Annotated in this window: 16 protein-coding genes; all 16 read left to right on the plus strand. The window is 63.1% G+C overall.

Features of this window, described 5'->3' with window-relative positions; translation table 11 throughout:
• Positions 1-1305 carry an NADH-quinone oxidoreductase subunit NuoF gene (gene nuoF / locus NKJ75_RS12820; RefSeq protein WP_023670819.1) on the plus strand — a complete coding sequence of 435 codons (1305 nt, stop codon included), beginning with the start codon at positions 1-3 and terminating at the stop codon, positions 1303-1305.
• 72 nt (positions 1306-1377) lie between these two features.
• Complete coding sequence (locus NKJ75_RS12825) at positions 1378-2070, plus strand: helix-hairpin-helix domain-containing protein (protein ID WP_023690305.1); 693 nt, start codon at positions 1378-1380, stop codon at positions 2068-2070.
• An 11-nt stretch (positions 2071-2081) separates the two neighbouring features.
• Positions 2082-2363 carry a pentapeptide repeat-containing protein gene (locus tag NKJ75_RS12830; protein WP_023690954.1) on the plus strand — a complete coding sequence of 94 codons (282 nt, stop codon included), beginning with the start codon at positions 2082-2084 and terminating at the stop codon, positions 2361-2363.
• Entirely contained in the window at positions 2363-4444 is a 2082-nt protein-coding gene (gene nuoG / locus NKJ75_RS12835) for an NADH-quinone oxidoreductase subunit NuoG (protein WP_023735919.1), read from the plus strand. Before NKJ75_RS12830 ends, nuoG begins: the two co-directional genes overlap by 1 nt.
• A gap of 2 nt (positions 4445-4446) precedes the next feature.
• Positions 4447-5490 (plus strand): NADH-quinone oxidoreductase subunit NuoH, encoded by a 1044-nt coding sequence (nuoH, locus tag NKJ75_RS12840; protein ID WP_023735918.1) that lies wholly within the window; start codon positions 4447-4449, stop codon positions 5488-5490.
• The gene (gene nuoI / locus NKJ75_RS12845; protein WP_023685203.1) at positions 5490-5981 is read left to right on the plus strand and encodes an NADH-quinone oxidoreductase subunit NuoI; all 492 of its coding nucleotides are present in this window, start codon (positions 5490-5492) and stop codon (positions 5979-5981) included. The genes nuoH and nuoI overlap by 1 nt, the downstream gene beginning before the upstream one ends.
• A gap of 123 nt (positions 5982-6104) precedes the next feature.
• On the plus strand, positions 6105-6725 hold the full coding sequence (locus tag NKJ75_RS12850) for an NADH-quinone oxidoreductase subunit J (protein ID WP_023690957.1): 621 nt from the start codon (positions 6105-6107) through the stop codon (positions 6723-6725).
• A gap of 1 nt (position 6726) precedes the next feature.
• The gene (gene nuoK / locus NKJ75_RS12855) at positions 6727-7035 is read left to right on the plus strand and encodes an NADH-quinone oxidoreductase subunit NuoK (protein WP_023670810.1); all 309 of its coding nucleotides are present in this window, start codon (positions 6727-6729) and stop codon (positions 7033-7035) included.
• Positions 7036-7045: 10 nt separating this feature from the next.
• Positions 7046-9019 carry an NADH-quinone oxidoreductase subunit L gene (gene nuoL, locus NKJ75_RS12860; RefSeq protein WP_023833862.1) on the plus strand — a complete coding sequence of 658 codons (1974 nt, stop codon included), beginning with the start codon at positions 7046-7048 and terminating at the stop codon, positions 9017-9019.
• Positions 9019-10524, plus strand: a complete 1506-nt coding sequence (locus tag NKJ75_RS12865; protein WP_023690959.1) for an NADH-quinone oxidoreductase subunit M — start codon at positions 9019-9021, stop codon at positions 10522-10524. Before nuoL ends, NKJ75_RS12865 begins: the two co-directional genes overlap by 1 nt.
• 18 nt (positions 10525-10542) lie before the next feature.
• Entirely contained in the window at positions 10543-11979 is a 1437-nt protein-coding gene (gene nuoN / locus NKJ75_RS12870) for an NADH-quinone oxidoreductase subunit NuoN (RefSeq protein ID WP_023706136.1), read from the plus strand.
• Positions 11980-11983: 4 nt separating this feature from the next.
• The gene (locus NKJ75_RS12875; RefSeq protein ID WP_023670806.1) at positions 11984-12805 is read left to right on the plus strand and encodes a biotin--[acetyl-CoA-carboxylase] ligase; all 822 of its coding nucleotides are present in this window, start codon (positions 11984-11986) and stop codon (positions 12803-12805) included.
• 32 nt (positions 12806-12837) lie between these two features.
• Entirely contained in the window at positions 12838-14511 is a 1674-nt protein-coding gene (locus NKJ75_RS12880) for a ribonuclease J (protein WP_352499751.1), read from the plus strand.
• A 97-nt stretch (positions 14512-14608) separates the two neighbouring features.
• Entirely contained in the window at positions 14609-15013 is a 405-nt protein-coding gene (mce, locus tag NKJ75_RS12885; protein ID WP_023744673.1) for a methylmalonyl-CoA epimerase, read from the plus strand.
• Positions 15010-15294, plus strand: coding sequence for a DUF1467 family protein (locus tag NKJ75_RS12890; protein ID WP_023833861.1), 285 nt, complete (start codon positions 15010-15012; stop codon positions 15292-15294). Before mce ends, NKJ75_RS12890 begins: the two co-directional genes overlap by 4 nt.
• A gap of 729 nt (positions 15295-16023) precedes the next feature.
• Positions 16024-17352 (plus strand): proline--tRNA ligase, encoded by a 1329-nt coding sequence (gene proS / locus NKJ75_RS12895; RefSeq protein WP_023833860.1) that lies wholly within the window; start codon positions 16024-16026, stop codon positions 17350-17352.
• Positions 17353-17420: the final 68 nt, after the last annotated feature.

The raw sequence follows: 17420 nt of genomic DNA on the forward strand, positions 1-17420 counted from the left end.
ATGCTGGCTGACAAAGACCGCATCTTCAACAACATCTACGGCCTGTTCGATAAGTCGCTGGCCGGCGCGATGGCGCGCGGCGCCTGGGACAACACGCCCGGCATCATCGCCAAGGGGCGCGAGTGGATCGTCAACGAGATGAAGGCGTCAGGCCTGCGCGGCCGCGGCGGCGCCGGCTTCCCGACCGGGCTGAAATGGTCGTTCATGCCCAAGCAGAGCGACGGAAGGCCGAGCTATCTCGTTGTCAACGCCGACGAATCCGAGCCCGGCACGTGCAAGGACCGCGATATCCTGCGCAACGATCCGCACACGCTGGTCGAGGGCTCGTTCATCGCCGGCTTCGCCATGGGCGCGGTCGCCGCCTACATCTATGTGCGCGGCGAGTTCATCCGCGAGCGCGAAGCGCTGCAGCGCGCCATCGACGAGGCCTACGAGGCCAGGCTGATCGGCAAGAACAACACGTCCGGATACGATTTCGACATCTACATGCATCACGGCGCCGGCGCCTATATATGCGGCGAGGAAACAGCACTTCTGGAAAGCCTCGAAGGCAAGAAGGGCCAGCCCCGGCTGAAGCCGCCATTCCCGGCCAATGTCGGCTTGTACGGTTGTCCGACTACCGTGAACAATGTCGAGTCAATCGCGGTCGCGCCGACCATTTTGCGCCGTGGCGCCGCCTGGTTCTCGTCCTTCGGCCGGCCCAACAATGTCGGCACCAAGCTGTTTTGCATCTCCGGCCACGTCAACAATCCGTGCACCGTCGAGGAGGCGATGTCGATCCCGTTCCGCGAGCTGATCGAAACCCATTGCGGCGGCATTCGCGGCGGCTGGGACAATCTCCTGGCGGTCATTCCGGGCGGCGCTTCGGTGCCGCTGGTGCCGGCCGAGCAGATCATCGATGCGCCGATGGATTTCGATGCTTTGCGCGACCTGAAATCCGGCCTTGGCACGGCGGCTGTCATCGTCATGGACAAATCGACCGATATCGTGAAGGCGATCGCCAGGCTTTCCTATTTCTACAAGCATGAGAGCTGCGGCCAGTGCACGCCATGCCGCGAAGGCACCGGCTGGATGTGGCGGGTGATGGAGCGGCTGGTGCGCGGCGAGGCGCAGAAGCGCGAGATCGACATGCTGCTCGACGTCACCAAACAGGTGGAGGGTCATACGATCTGCGCGCTGGGCGATGCCGCGGCATGGCCGATCCAGGGCCTGATGCGGCATTTCCGCGGCGAGGTGGAGCGGCGCATCGACGAGTTTTCGCGCAACGCGCACCGGGCCGAACCGGTGATGGTGGCTGCTGAGTAGATTGAAATCGGGCGCAAGCCCCGGACGGAAATATAGGGGCGGGGCTGACGAAGAAACGACCAGGAGATGTCTATGGCGCCCTATTCGAACCCTTTGATGCCCAATTTGGACCAGCTTGAGAAGATGAACCAGGATTTGACAAGGATGATGCCGAAGGAGATGGCCAGCGCCGTCAACCTTCTCGCGCATCCTGTCGCGGGTGCCGCCGCCATGTCGGCGCTGGGCTTCGGCCTTGCCAACCATGCCTTTGGCGTGTGGCTAGGCGCCTTGTCGGGTGCTGCCGAGGCATCGCAGCGGATTTTCCAGCCGATCATCGACGATTTCGAGCAGCGCACCCAAGAGTTCTCCGAGACCGCGCCGGCCACCAAGGCGCGCGCGGCGACCAGAACCCTGATCGCCGAGGCGCAGAGTTTTGCCCAGGATGTGACCGATATTGCCGCTCGCACCGTCGATGCCGAGCCGGAGAAGACCGATGCCGTCGCCGAAGGCGCGACGATCGGATTGATGCCGGAGGATTTCAGACAGCCCAAGGCCGTGGCTCGTCCGGCCAAGCCGTCGGATCTCAAGGCGATCACCGGCGTTGGACCGAAGCTGGAAAAAGTGCTGAACGGCCTCGGCATCTGGACCTTTGCCCAGATCGCGGCGTGGACGCCGGAAGAGATCGCCTGGGTCGAGGACTACCTGTCGCTCACCGGCCGAATCGGCCGCGACGAGTGGACCCGCCAGGCCGCGGCGCTGACGCTGGCCGCCAAGGCGAAGAAGTAGGGGTGGCAGGCATGGAGATCCACGACAGGAGCGATGTTCTCGATGTGCGCAATGCCATCGTCAGCAACTCCAGATTTGACGATGTGAACTTGTCGAACACGCAGTTTCACAACGTCGACCTGTCGGCGGCCGTTGTGGACGACGCGAACCTCTCGGACGCGTTTTTCAGCAATGTGAATATGAGCAATTTGAAGATAGAAAACGCTGAAGTCGCCGGCATGATGATCAATGGCATCAGGCTGAGCGATCTGTTTCAGGCATATGAGACGGCGCAGACCGCCGGGGGCAATTGATGGCAAAGCTCAAGGTCGACGGGAAAGAGATCACTGTACCCGACCACTACACGCTGCTGCAGGCGGCCGAGGACGCCGGCGCGGAAGTGCCGCGCTTCTGCTTCCATGAGCGGCTGTCGATCGCCGGCAATTGCCGCATGTGCCTGATCGAGGTGAAGGGCGGGCCGCCGAAGCCGCAGGCCTCCTGCGCCATGAATGTGCGCGACCTGCGTCCGGGTCCGAATGGCGAGGCGCCTGAAATCTTCACCAACACGCCGATGGTCAAGAAGGCCCGCGAAGGCGTGATGGAATTCCTTTTGATCAACCATCCGCTGGATTGCCCGATCTGCGACCAGGGCGGCGAATGCGACCTGCAAGACCAGGCGATGGCCTTCGGCGTCGATTCCTCGCGCTATCACGAGAACAAGCGCGCGGTCGAAGACAAGTATATCGGCCCACTGGTCAAGACGGTTATGAACCGCTGCATCCACTGCACGCGCTGCGTTCGCTTCACCACGGAAGTTGCGGGCATTTCCGAGCTTGGCCTGATCGGCCGCGGCGAGGATGCCGAGATCACCACCTATCTCGAAAGCGCCATGACCTCGGAGCTGCAGGGCAATGTCATCGACCTCTGCCCGGTCGGCGCGCTGACGTCGAAGCCGTTCGCCTTCCAGGCGCGGCCGTGGGAGCTGACCAAGACAGAATCCATCGACGTCATGGACGCCGTCGGCTCGGCAATCCGCGTCGACAGCCGTGGCCGCGAGGTGATGCGCATCCTGCCGCGCGTCAATGAAGCGGTGAACGAGGAGTGGATTTCCGACAAGACCCGCTTCATCTGGGACGGATTGCGCACGCAGCGCCTCGACCGCCCCTATGTCCGCAAGGACGGAAAGCTGGCGCCGGCCAGCTGGGCCGAAGCGTTCGTTGCGATCAGGGATGCGGTGTCGAATGCGGCGCCCGAGAAAATCGGCGCGATTGCGGGCGATCTTGCCGCCGTCGAGGAAATCTACGCGCTTAAGCAGCTTATGGCTGCGTTGGGCTCGAAGAACACCGATTGCCGCCAGGACGGCGCCGCACTCGATCCCGCGCTCGGCCGCGCCAGCTACATCTTCAACCCCACCATCGAGGGCATCGAGCAGGCCGACGCGGTGCTGATCATCGGCGGCAATCCGCGCTTCGAGGCCTCGGTGCTCAATGCCCGCATCCGCAAGCGCTGGCGGATCGGCAATCTGCCGGTCGGCGTCATCGGCGAGGTCGGCGACACGCGTTACGACTATGAACAGCTCGGCGCCGGTCCGGAGTCGCTGAAAGACTTGGCCGATGGCAACGGCAAGTTCTTCCAGGTGCTGAAGAAGGCGACGCATCCGCTGATCATCGTCGGCCAGGGCGCACTATCGCGTGCCGACGGCGCGGCGGTGCTCGGCCAGGCGGCGAAACTCGCCACGGCCGTGAACGCTGCCCGCGCCGACTGGAACGGCTTTGCCGTGCTGCACACTGCGGCCGCGCGCGTCGGCGGTCTCGATGTCGGCTTCGTGCCTGGCAAGGGCGGCAAGAACGTTGCCGGCATGCTGGGGGAGAGCGAGGTTCTGTTCCTGCTCGGCGCCGACGAGATCGACATGTCCAAGACCGGCGGCGCCTTCGTTGTCTATGTCGGAACGCATGGCGACGCCGGTGCGCACCGCGCCAATGTCATCCTGCCGGGAGCCGCCTACACCGAAAAGTCCGGCACCTATGTCAACACCGAGGGACGCGTGCAGCAGACCAACCGCGCCGGCTTCGCGCCGGGCGATGCGCGCGAGGACTGGGCGATCCTGAGGGCATTGTCCGATGTGCTGGGCAAGAAACTACCCTTCGATTCGCTGCAGCAGTTGCGCGCCAAACTCTATGGCGAATACCCGCATCTCGCCCGCATCGATCATGTTGTCTCAGGCAACCCCGACGACATCGCCAGGGTGGCGAAGCTCGGCGGGCGGCTGAACAAGGGCACTTTCACCTCGCCGGTCACGGATTTCTATCTGACGAACCCGATCGCGCGGGCCTCCGCCGTCATGGCGGAATGCTCGGCGCTGGCGAAAAACGGCTTCAGGCAGGCGGCAGAGTAGACATGGACACTTTCTTCTCCTTCTATGTGGTGCCGACGCTGATCATCCTTTTAAAGTCGGTCGTGCTGATCGTCGTTTTGCTGATCGGGGTTGCCTACCTGCTTTACGCCGACCGCAAGATCTGGGCGGCGGTGCAATTGCGCCGCGGCCCGAACGTCGTCGGCCCGTGGGGCACGCTGCAGGCTTTCGCCGATCTGCTGAAATTCGTCTTCAAGGAACCGGTCATTCCGTCCGGCGCCAACAAGGGCGTGTTCCTGCTGGCGCCGCTGGTGTCGGCCGTGCTGGCAATCTCGGCCTGGGCGGTCATTCCCGTCAATGCGGGCTGGGGGATCGCCAACGTCAATGTCGGCATCCTCTACGTCTTCGCCATCTCCTCGCTCGAGGTCTACGGCGTGATCATGGGCGGCTGGGCGTCCAACTCGAAATACCCGTTCCTCGGCGCGCTGCGCTCGGCGGCGCAGATGGTGTCCTACGAAGTCTCGATCGGCTTCGTCATCGTCACCGTGCTGCTCTGCGTCGGCTCGCTCAACCTGTCGGACATCGTGCTGTCGCAGCAGGATGGGCTGGGCACCAAGCTTGGCCTGCCCAACAGCTTCCTCGACTGGCACTGGCTGGCGCTGTTCCCGATGTTCGTCATTTTCTTCATCTCGGCGCTGGCCGAGACCAACCGCCCGCCCTTCGACCTGGTGGAAGCCGAGTCGGAACTCGTCGCCGGCCATATGGTCGAATACTCCTCGACGCCGTTCCTGTTGTTCTTCCTCGGCGAATATGTCGCCGTGGTGATGATGTGCGCGCTGGCCACCATCCTGTTCCTCGGCGGCTGGCTGCCGCCCTTCGACTTCGCCCCCTTCACCTGGGTGCCCGGCGTGATCTGGTTCGTGCTCAAGATCTGCCTGATGTTCTTCATGTTCTCCATGGTGAAGGCCTTCGTGCCGCGCTACCGATACGACCAGCTGATGCGGCTGGGCTGGAAAGTGTTCCTGCCGATCTCCCTGTTCATGGTCGTTGCCACCGCGGCCTTCCTCAAAATCACGGGGTTTGCGTGATGTCCGCTTTTGGCCAGGCCGCAAAATCGCTGCTGCTGCAGGATTTCGTCAGCGCCTTCTTCCTGTCGATGCGCCAGTTCTTCGCGCCGAAGGAAACGATCAACTATCCGCACGAGAAAGGGCCGACCAGCCCGCGCTTCCGTGGCGAGCATGCGCTGCGCCGCTATCCCAATGGCGAGGAACGCTGCATCGCCTGCAAATTGTGCGAAGCGATCTGTCCGGCGCAGGCGATCACCATCGAGGCCGGCCCGCGCCGCAATGACGGCACTCGCCGCACCGTGCGCTACGACATCGACATGGTGAAGTGCATCTATTGCGGCTTCTGCCAGGAAGCCTGCCCGGTCGACGCCATCGTCGAGGGGCCGAATTTCGAGTTCGCGACGGAGACGCGCGAAGAGCTTTACTACGACAAGGACAGGCTGCTGGCGAATGGCGACCGCTGGGAGCGCGAACTGGCGCGCAACATCTCGCTGGACTCGCCCTACCGCTGACATTTGACGCATGGACGGGGCGAGGGGCCTCGTCTAAGGACAACGCAACTTGCCGGCCGGAGGCGGTCGCAGAAATCAAACAGGACGGATGTCCTGTTTGGACAGGAACCCGGGGGATCCCCAATGCTGAGTGGACTAGAGGCGGCCTTTTTCTACCTCTTCGCCTTTGTCGCGGTGGCGTCGGCCTTCATGGTCATTTCGTCGCGCAACCCCGTGCATTCCGTGCTGTTCCTGATCCTGACCTTCTTCAACGCCGCCGGCCTGTTCATGCTGACCGGCGCCGAGTTCCTGGCGATGATCCTGCTTGTCGTCTATGTCGGCGCGGTCATGGTGCTGTTCCTGTTCGTCGTCATGATGCTCGATGTCGACTTCGCCGAGATGAAGGAAGGCGCCCTGCAATATGCGCCGATCGGCGCGCTGGTCGGGCTGATCCTGGCGGCCGAGCTGATCGTGGTGCTCGGCGGCTACACCTTCGCGCCGCAACTGGCCTCGACGGTCTCCAAACCCATCCCGGATCTTGCCGCGCGGACAAACACCGCAGCACTCGGCGACATCCTCTATACGGACTACCTCTACTACTTCCAGATTTCGGGCCTCATCCTGCTGGTCGCCATGATCGGCGCCATCGTCCTGACGCTGCGCCACAAGGAAGGGGTCAAGCGGCAGTCGATCGCCGCCCAGGTCGGCCGCACGCCGGCGACAGGCATGGAAATCCGCAAGGTCAAGTCGGGCGAGGGGCTCTGAGATGGTCGTCGGCATCGCACATTACCTGACCGTATCGGCGATCCTGTTCACGCTCGGCGTGTTCGGCATCTTCCTGAACCGCAGGAACATCATCGTCATCCTGATGTCGATCGAGCTGATCCTTTTGGCGGTCAACATCAATTTCGTCGCCTTCTCGGCGGCATTGGGCGATCTCGTCGGCCAGGTGTTTGCCCTGTTCGTGCTGACGGTCGCGGCCGCCGAAGCGGCCATCGGTCTTGCCATTCTCGTCGTCTTCTTCCGCAACCGCGGCTCGATCGCGGTCGAAGACGTGAACCAGATGAAGGGTTGACGGGGCTAACATGTATCAAGCGATCGTCTTCCTTCCGCTGCTCGGCTTCCTGATTGTCGGCCTGTTCGGCAATGCGCTCGGCGCCAAGGCATCGGAATATATCACCTCGGGCTTCCTGGTGATCTCGGCCGTGCTGTCCTGGGTCGCCTTCTTCTCCGTCGGCTTCGGCGAAGGCGAGGTGTTCACCGTGCCGGTACTGCGCTGGATCCAATCCGGCGGCTTGGACGCGTCCTGGGCGCTCAGGATCGATACGCTGACGGTGGTCATGCTGGTGGTGGTCAACACGGTGTCGGCGCTGGTCCACATCTATTCGATCGGCTACATGCACCACGATCCGAACCGGCCGCGCTTCTTCGCCTATCTGTCGCTGTTCACCTTCGCCATGCTGATGCTGGTGACGGCGGACAATCTGGTGCAGATGTTCTTCGGCTGGGAAGGGGTGGGTCTCGCGTCCTATTTGCTGATCGGCTTCTGGTACAAGAAGCCGTCGGCCAATGCCGCTGCCATCAAGGCCTTCGTCGTCAACCGCGTCGGCGATTTCGGCTTCGCGCTCGGCATTTTCGGCGTCTTCGTTTTGTTCGGCTCGGTCAATCTCGGCACCATCTTCGCCAATGCCGCGACGTTCATTCCGGCTGAAGGCGCGCCGCAAGGGGCCGCCGTGCTGACCTTCCTCGGCTATGCGCTGGACAAGCAGGCGGCCATGACCATCGTCTGCCTGCTGCTGTTCATGGGCGCCATGGGCAAGTCGGCGCAGGTGCCGCTGCACACCTGGCTGCCGGACGCGATGGAAGGCCCGACGCCGGTTTCCGCGCTGATCCATGCCGCCACCATGGTGACGGCCGGCGTGTTCATGCTGGCGCGGCTGTCGCCGCTCTTCGAACTGTCGCATTCGGCGCTCACGGTGGTGACCTTCATCGGCGCCTTCACCGCCTTCTTCGCGGCGACCGTCGGCCTGGTTCAGAACGACATCAAGCGCGTCATCGCCTATTCGACCTGCTCGCAGCTCGGCTACATGTTCGTCGCGCTCGGCGTCGGCGCCTATGGCGCGGCGATCTTCCATTTGTTCACGCATGCCTTCTTCAAGGCGCTGCTGTTCCTGGGCTCCGGCTCGGTCATCCATGCCGTCTCCGACGAGCAGGACATGCGCAAGATGGGCGGCCTGCGGAAGCTCATTCCGAAGACCTACTGGATGATGGTGATCGGCACGCTGGCGCTGACCGGCGTCGGCATTCCGGTGACCGTCATCGGCACCGCCGGCTTCTTCTCCAAGGATGCCATCATCGAGGCTGCCTTTGCCGGCCACAATTCGGTCGCCGGCCTCGCTTTTGTCCTGCTGGTCATCGCCGCCTGCTTCACCTCCTTCTACTCCTGGCGGCTGATCTTCATGACCTTCCACGGCGAGCCGCGGGCGAGCCACGACGTCATGCACCATGTCCATGAATCGCCGCCGGTGATGCTGGTGCCGCTGTTCATCCTGGCCGCGGGCGCGCTGTTTGCCGGCGTTATCTTCCATGGTGCCTTCATCGGCGAAGCCTATGCCGAATTCTGGAAGGCCTCGCTGTTCACGCTGCCGGACAACCACATCCTGCACGAGATCCATGAATTGCCGCTGTGGGTCGAGCTGGCACCGTTCGTCGCCATGATCATCGGCTTTGCCGTCGCCTGGAAGTTCTACATCCGCTCGCCGGAACTGCCCCGGAGCGTCGCCGCCAACCATCGGCTGCTCTATGCCTTCCTGCTCAACAAATGGTACTTTGACGAGCTCTACGACGTCCTGTTCGTGCGGCCGGCAAAGGCGCTGGGCAGGTTCTTGTGGAAGACCGGCGACGGCACCATCATCGACGGGCTCGGCCCTGACGGCATTTCGGCGCGTGTCGTCGACGTCACCGACCGCGTCGTCAAGCTGCAGACCGGCTATCTCTATCACTATGCCTTCGCCATGCTGATCGGCGTGGCCGCACTCGTCACCTGGATGATGCTCTGATGACCGCCTGGCCAATCCTCTCGCTGGTCACCTTCCTGCCGCTCGTAGGTGTGCTGATGATCCTGTTCATCAGGGATGACAGCCCGAATGCGCGTCGCAACATCCGCGCCATCGCGTTCACGACGACGGCGGCCACCTTCATCATCTCGCTGTTCATCTGGACCGGATTCGACAATTCGCAGGCCGGCTTCCAGTTCGTCGAGAAGTTTGCCTGGCTGGATTCCGGCATCTCCTACCATATGGGCGTCGACGGCATTTCGATGCTGTTCGTCATCCTGACGACGTTCCTGATGCCGCTCTGCATCCTGGCGTCGTGGGAAGCGATCGACAAGCGCGTCAAGGCCTACATGATTGCCTTCCTGCTCTTGGAAACGCTGATGATCGGCGTGTTCTGCGCGCTCGACATCGTGCTGTTCTACGTCTTCTTCGAGGCCGGCCTGATCCCGATGTTCATCATCATCGGCGTCTGGGGCGGCAAGCGCCGCGTCTATGCCTCGTTCAAGTTCTTCCTCTACACGTTGGCCGGCTCGGTGCTGATGCTGCTCGCCATCATGGCGATGTTCTTCCAGGCGGGCACCACCGACATCCCGACGCTGCTGACCCACAACTTCCCGGCCCACATGCAGACATGGCTATTTCTGGCCTTCTTCGCCTCCTTCGCGGTGAAGATGCCGATGTGGCCGGTGCACACCTGGCTGCCCGACGCCCACGTCGAAGCGCCGACGGCGGGCTCGGTGATCCTGGCCGGCATCCTGTTGAAAATGGGCGGGTACGGCTTCCTGCGCTTTTCCCTGCCGATGTTCCCGCTGGCCTCGGAAATGTTCGCGCCGCTGGTGTTTACGCTGTCGGTCGTCGCCATCATCTACACCTCCCTGGTGGCGCTGATGCAGGAGGACATGAAGAAGCTGATCGCCTATTCCTCCGTCGCCCATATGGGCTTCGTCACCATGGGCATCTTCGCCATGAACCAGGAAGGCGTGCAGGGCGCGATCTTCCAGATGCTGAGCCACGGCCTCGTCTCGGGCGCGCTGTTCCTGTGCGTCGGCGTCATTTACGACCGCATGCACACGCGCGAGATCGACGCCTATGGCGGCTTGGTCAACAACATGCCGAAATACGCCACGGTGTTCCTGATCTTCACCATGGCCAATGTCGGCTTGCCGGGCACGTCAGGTTTCGTCGGCGAGTTCCTGACCATGCTCGGCGTGTTCCGGGTCAACACCTGGGTGGCTTTCTTCGCCGCCACCGGCGTCATCCTGTCGGCGGCCTACGCGCTCTGGCTCTACCGCCGGGTGATCTTCGGCGCGCTGACCAAGGAAAGCCTGAAGGGCCTGCTCGATCTGTCGACGCGCGAGAAGGCGATCATCTACCCGCTGGTCGTGCTGGTCATCTTCTTCGGCGTCTATCCCGCTCCCGTCTTCGATGCCACGGCCCAGTCGGTCAAGGCGCTCGTCACCAATGTCACCGCATCCATCGGCGCCGCGCAGACCGCGGCGGCGAACTGACCAGAGGTTTTGCGAACCATGACGCCGGACCTTTATTCCAGCCTTTCGCTCTCGACGCCGGAGCTGATCCTCGCCATCGGCGCGCTGGCGCTGTTGATGGTGGGCGCCTATTCGCGCGCCAACACTGCCATTCTGGTGACTGTCCTTGCCGTCGCCGTGCTGGTGATCGCAGGCCTATGGCTGATCTTTCCCACGGGACAGGGCGCAGCCTACGGCAACGCCTTCATCCAGGATCCGTTCTCCCGCTTCATGAAGGTGCTGTCGCTGATCGGTTCGGCGGTGACGCTGGTGATGTCGATGCGCTTCGCCAGGCAGGAGCATTTCGACAAGTTCGAATACCCGGTGCTGATCCTGCTCTGCACGCTCGGTATGATGCTGATGATCTCGGCCAACGGCATGATCGGGCTCTATCTCGGCCTCGAGCTGCAGTCGCTGGCGATCTACGTGCTGGCCGCGATCAACCGCGACAATCTGCGTTCGACCGAGGCCGGTTTGAAGTATTTTGTGCTGGGCGCGCTGTCGTCGGGCATGCTGCTTTACGGCATCAGCCTCATTTACGGCTACACCGGCAATGTCGGCTTCCAGGAAATCGCCTCGGCGCTTGGCAGCGGTGAGCGCCAGCTCGGCCTCGTCGTCGGCCTGGTCTTCGTTTTGGCCGGCCTCGCCTTCAAGATTTCGGCGGTGCCGTTCCATATGTGGACGCCCGATGTCTACGAGGGCGCACCGACGCCGGTCACCGCTTTCCTGGCGGCTGCCCCCAAAATGGCGGCGATGGCGCTGATCGTGCGCGTCACCATGGGCGCCTTCAAGCCGATCGCTTCCGACTGGCAGCAGATCATCGTCTTCATCTCGATCGCCTCGATGGCGCTCGGCTCCTTTGCCGCCATCGGCCAGACCAACATCAAGCGGCTGATGGCGTACTCCTCGATCGGCCATATGGGCTACGCGCTGGTCGGCCTTGCCGCCAACAGCCAGGCCGGCGTGCGCGGCGTCGCCATCTACATGCTGATCTATCTGGTCATGACGCTCGGCACCTTCGCCTTCATCCTCGCCATGCGGCGCAAGGAAGGCAATGTCGAGCAGATCAGCGATCTCGCCGGTCTGTCGTCGACCAACCCGATCATGGCGACGATCCTGACCATCCTGATGTTCTCGCTGGCCGGCATCCCGCCGCTCGCCGGTTTCTGGGGGAAATGGTACGTGTTCCTCGCCGCCATCAACGCCAACCTCTATGCGCTGGCGATCATCGGCGTGCTGGCCTCTGTGGTGGGCGCTTTCTACTATCTGCGCATCATCAAGATCATGTGGTTCGACGAACCGGCCGGCGGCTTCGTGCCGATGGCGGTTGAGCTGCGCCTCGTGCTTGGTGTCTCCGGCGCTTTCGTGCTGTTCTATGTGCTGATCGGCGGTCCGATCGCGACCTACGCCGAAGCCGCCGCCAAGACATTTTTCTGACCGGATGGCATTTCGGCTGGCTCCAACCTCTGAGACGGAAGGGTTCCGGCTCGAGGCGCATGACAGTGTGGGTTCCACCAACACGCTGGCGCTGGACCATGCAAGGGCAGGCGATCCCGGCAAATTGTGGGTCGTTTCCAAGAAGCAGGAAAGCGGCCGTGGCCGCCGCGGCAGGGCCTGGGTATCGCCCGAGGGCAATCTGGCGGCGACATTGCTGGTCATCACCGGCGGTGAGTTGCGTCTGGCGGCGACGCTGGGCTTCGTCGCCGGCCTGTCGCTGGCCGATGCGCTCGACGCCGTGGTGCCGAAGGGCAGGATCGCCATCGGCCTCGACGGCGCCAGCCAGGGGCAGAACCGCTTCGAGCTGAAATGGCCGAACGATGTGCTGGCCTCCGGCGCCAAGCTGGCCGGCATCCTGCTGGAATCGGCCATTCTCGATGGCGGCCGTTTCGCGGTGGCGGTGGGCATCGGCGTCAATGTGGTGGCGCATCCGCCGGATTTGCCGTATCCGGCGACATCGCTTCAGGCACTGGGCGCGACATGCGACGCCGAAACGCTGTTCTTGGCGCTGTCCGATGCCTGGACCGACAATGCCCGGCTGTGGGACGACGGACGCGGGCTCGACGCCATCCGGCGTCGCTGGCTGGCGCGCGCGGCGGGGCTTGGCGGCGAGGTTGCTGTCAGGATTGACGGGAATGTGGTGCGCGGTACCTTCGAGACCATTGACGCGGACTGCCGTTTCGTGATCCGCGATGATGAGGGGTCGGTCGTGACGGTAGCCGCCGGCGACGTGCATTTCGGCGCCGTCGCGTCGGCAAAGATTTAGGGCTGGTCGCAAGGGCCGGGAAGGGAAATTTGATGGCGAAAGCGCAAAACGCCGAACTCGTCTTCGTGCCGCTCGGCGGCGTCGGCGAGATCGGCATGAACTTCGCCCTTTACGGCTATGGGCCGCCTAGCGCGCGCGAGTGGATCGTCGTCGATGTCGGCGTGACCTTTCCCGACGCAGCGCACCCGGGCGTCGACCTGATCCTGCCCGATACCCGCTTCATCGAGGAGAACCTCGCCGGCCTGCGCGGCATCATCATCACCCATGCGCATGAAGACCATTACGGGGCGCTGCTCGACATCTGGCCGAAGCTGAAGGCGCCGGTGTGGATGACACCGTTCAGCGCCGGCCTGCTGGACGCCAAGCGCCAGGGCGAGCAGGGCGCGCCGAAGAAAATTCCGGTGACGATCTACCGGGCAGGCGAAACATTCACTGTCGGCCCGTTCTCGATCGAGGCCATTCCGGTGGCGCACTCGATCCCCGAGCCGATGTCGCTGGCGATCACCTCGCCGGCCGGCACCGTCATCCATACCGGCGACTGGAAGATCGATCCGGAACCGACGATCGGTCCGAAAACCGACGAGGCGCGGTTTCGCGCCTATGGCGACAAGGGTGTGCTGGCGCTGGTCTGCGATTCGACCAATGCGCTCAGGGAAGGCGAATCGCCGTCGGAAGTGGCGGTCGGCGAAGGCCTCAGGGGCGTCATTCAGAGCGCTGTCGGCCGTGTCGCCGTCACCACCTTCTCCTCCAATGTCGGACGCATCGTCTCCATCGCCAAGGCGGCGCGCGATGCCGGCCGCCAGTGCCTGGTGCTCGGCCGCTCGCTGAAGCGGGTCATCGATGTCGCCGGCGAACTCGGCTACATGGACGGGCTGCCGGAGTTCATCGCCGAAGAGGATTTCGGCTTCATCCCGCGCGAGAACCTGGTCATCATCTGCACCGGCAGCCAGGGCGAGTCTCTGGCGGCGCTGGCAAAACTTTCGCGCGACGAGATGAAATCGGTGTCGCTGACGGCGGGCGACACGGTGGTGTTTTCCTCACGCACCATTCCCGGCAACGAGAAGGCGATCCTCGAGATCAAGAACCGCCTAATCGACCTCGGCATCAAGATCATCGAGGATGGCGACGCGCTGGTGCATGTCTCCGGCCATCCCCGCCGCAGCGAATTGCGCAGGATGTATGAGTGGGTGCGGCCGCAGATCGGCGTTCCCGTGCATGGCGAAGCCGCGCATCTGGTGGCGCAGGGGTCGCTGATGTCGACCTCCGGCATCGGCCAGGTGGCGCAAGTGCGCGACGGCGACATGCTGCGGCTGGCGCCGGGTCCGGCCACGATCATCGACCAGGTGCCGTTCGGCCGCATCTACAAGGACGGCAGGCTGATCGGCACCGACCAGGCGATGGGCATACGCGACCGGCGCAAGTTATCCTTCGCCGGCCATGTCGCGGTCAATGTCGTGCTCGACGACAAATATGAGCTCGCCGGCGATCCAGACCTGGTCGCCATCGGCGTCGCCGAGGCCGATGCCCGCGGCGACAACATGGAAGATCTGATGCTCGACGCGGCCGTCGGCGCGGTGGACTCGATCCCTCGCCAGCGCCGCAAGGACCTCGACCTGGTGCAGGAAGCGGTGCGCCGCGCCGGGGGCGGCGCCGCCAACGAAGCCTGGGGCAAGAAGCCGCTGGTGACGGTGTTTGTGACGAGGTGAGGGAATAGGCAGTAGGCAGTAGGCAGTGGAGAAAAATGCAGATGTATCACTACTGCCTACTGCCCATTCCCTACTCCCTTAACTTGTGGAGCACTTCATGCTGGGACGCCTGAACCATGTAGCGCTTGCCGTGCCGGACCTGGCCGCGGCGATCGCGGCCTATCGCGATACGCTTGGCGCGAAGGTCACCGCGCCGCGGGCTTTGCCCGAGCATGGCGTGACGGTGGTGTTCGTCGATGTCGGCAACACCAAGATCGAACTCCTGGAGCCGCTGGGCGAGGGGTCGCCGATCGCGGCCTTTCTGGACAAGAACCCCTCGGGCGGCATGCATCATGTCTGCTACGAGGTCGACGACATCCTTGCCGCGCGCGATCACCTCACAGCGAGCGGCGCCCGCGTGCTGGGCGACGGCAATCCCAAAACCGGCGCTCACGGCAAGCCGGTGCTGTTCCTGCATCCCAAGGATTTCTTCGGCACGTTGGTCGAACTGGAACAGGCATGAGCTGGATTTCATTTGCCGCGCTGTTCTTCATCACCTGGTGGCTGATGTTGTTCATCGTGCTGCCGTTCAGCGTCAAGACGCAGGATGAAGACCAGGACGTGACGCTGGGCACGGTTGCGAGCGCGCCGCGCGGACCGCATATGCTGCGCGCCGTGATCCGCACCACCATCGTCACGGCTGTCGTCATGGGGGTTTTCTACGGCCTGACGCACGGGCTGGGCTACAGCCTCGACGAAGTCCCGCACATCATCCCCGAAGCCACCCAGGCGCCGGCTAACTAAAACCTGTTTCTGCCGATGGATCGGGTGGGTTTGTGCCTGTTTCGGAGCGCCAAACTCGGGTTTTGGCTCACCAGCTTGCGATGCGCAATCGGCGGCCAGGCATAGCCCACCCGCATTAGAATCACGGCTGGGTATCAGGCTGACGCAAGCTCACGTGATTTGGGAACAGGTTGATCTAACCAGATGATCGGGCAAAAAAAATGCAAGGCACAAGGCCTTGCAATTTAAACGCGTTCCGATCTGTTTTCCGGTTTCCGGCGGCAGCGGGTAACCGCGCCTAGATCGCATCCTCCCAAGACTTTGACCGCGTAGGAGAGCAGATTTTTCTCCACCCTCTCGGTTATCGGGGCACACTAGCCTAACCCTGATGAAATTGTCACGCAGAATTTTGCCCGCAATCGGGCAATCTGTGCTGCAGTGCACAATAGTGCGGCAGGCTTTGCTTGCGAAACGAACAACACCGGGGCTGCCGCCTTAATCTGGTCAGGTGTGCTGCGTCGCCCGGACGCGCAAAGCGTGTGTGAGCACTTCGGAGTCAGGGTCATCATTTTGCATCAAAAGCATTATCGTTTTTCGGTGCGAAGGTCTTTGGAAGAAGAATCGATTTTTGCGATTTCGGACCGATGCGGCCGGTCGGGTTTCCATTCCGTCACGAAATAGCTATGAAGCCGGGGCAAGCAAGCCAGCCGCGCCGATTCCGGCGCAGCCTCCTCTCTCACGGACCTGTCCATGCGTTTGTCGCAGTTTTTCCTGCCCATCCTGAAAGAAAATCCGCGCGAGGCCGAGATCGTCTCGCACCGGCTGATGCTGCGTGCCGGCATGATCCGCCAGCAGGGGCAGGGCAGCTTTTCCTGGCTGCCGCTGGGCAAGCTGGTGCTCGACAAGGTCTGCCGCATCATCCGCGAGGAGCAGAACCGCGCCGGCGCGCTGGAAATCCTGATGCCGACCATCCAGTCGGCCGATCTGTGGCGCGAAAGCGGCCGCTATGACGACTATGGCAAGGAGATGCTGCGCATCAAGGACCGGCAGGACCGCGACATGCTCTACGGTCCGACCAATGAGGAAGTGGTCACCGAGATCGTGCGCGCCTACGTCAAGTCGTACAAGGACTTGCCGCTCAACCTCTACCACATCCAGTGGAAGTTCCGCGACGAGGTGCGGCCGCGCTTCGGCGTCATGCGCTCGCGCGAATTCCTGATGAAGGATGCCTATTCCTTCGACCTCGATTTCGAGGGCGCGAAGGCCGCCTATAACCGCATGTTCGTATCCTATCTCCGAACGTTCACGCGCATGGGGCTGCAGGCCATTCCGATGCGGGCCGACACCGGGCCGATCGGCGGCGATCTCAGCCATGAATTCATCATCCTGGCCGACACCGGCGAGAGCCAGGTCTATTGCGACCGCGAATATCTGTCGCTGCAGGTGCCCGGCGAGAAAACCGACTTCGGCAATGACGGCGAGATCGCCGACATCGTCAAGACGTGGACGATGCCTTACGCCGCCACCGACGAGATGCATGACGAGGCGGCCTGGGACAAGCTTGGCGAGGCCGACCGGGTCTCGGCGCGCGGCATCGAGGTCGGCCACATCTTTCATTTCGGCCACAAATATTCCAAGCCCATGGGCGCCAAGGTGACCGGGCCCGACGGCAAGGATCATTTCGTTTCCGGCGGCTCCTACGGTATCGGTCCGTCGCGGCTGGTGGCAGCGATCATCGAGGCCAGCCATGACGATAACGGCATCATCTGGCCGGAAGCGGTGACGCCGTTCGACATCGGCCTGATAAACATGAAGGCCGGCGACGCCGAGTGCGACCGCGTCTGCGGCGAGCTCTACGCCGCCTTCACCAGCGCCGGCAAGGATGTGCTTTACGACGACACCGACCAGCGGCCGGGCGGCAAGTTCGCCACCGCAGACCTGATCGGCCTGCCCTGGCAGGTGATCGTCGGGCCGCGCGGCGTGGCCGCCGGCGAGATCGAGATCAAGAACCGCCGGACCGGCGAGCGCGATACGCTGCCGGTCGCGGAGGCCAGGAAACGCTTCGGTGCAACCGCATGAGCGAAGCCGCGGCAGCGAAGTCTTCGGTAGCCCAGTCTCCGGTTGGCAAGTCTCCGGTCGCCAAGTCT

Source organism: Mesorhizobium sp. M0058 (assembly GCF_040323095.1).
Lineage (GTDB): Bacteria > Pseudomonadota > Alphaproteobacteria > Rhizobiales > Rhizobiaceae > Mesorhizobium.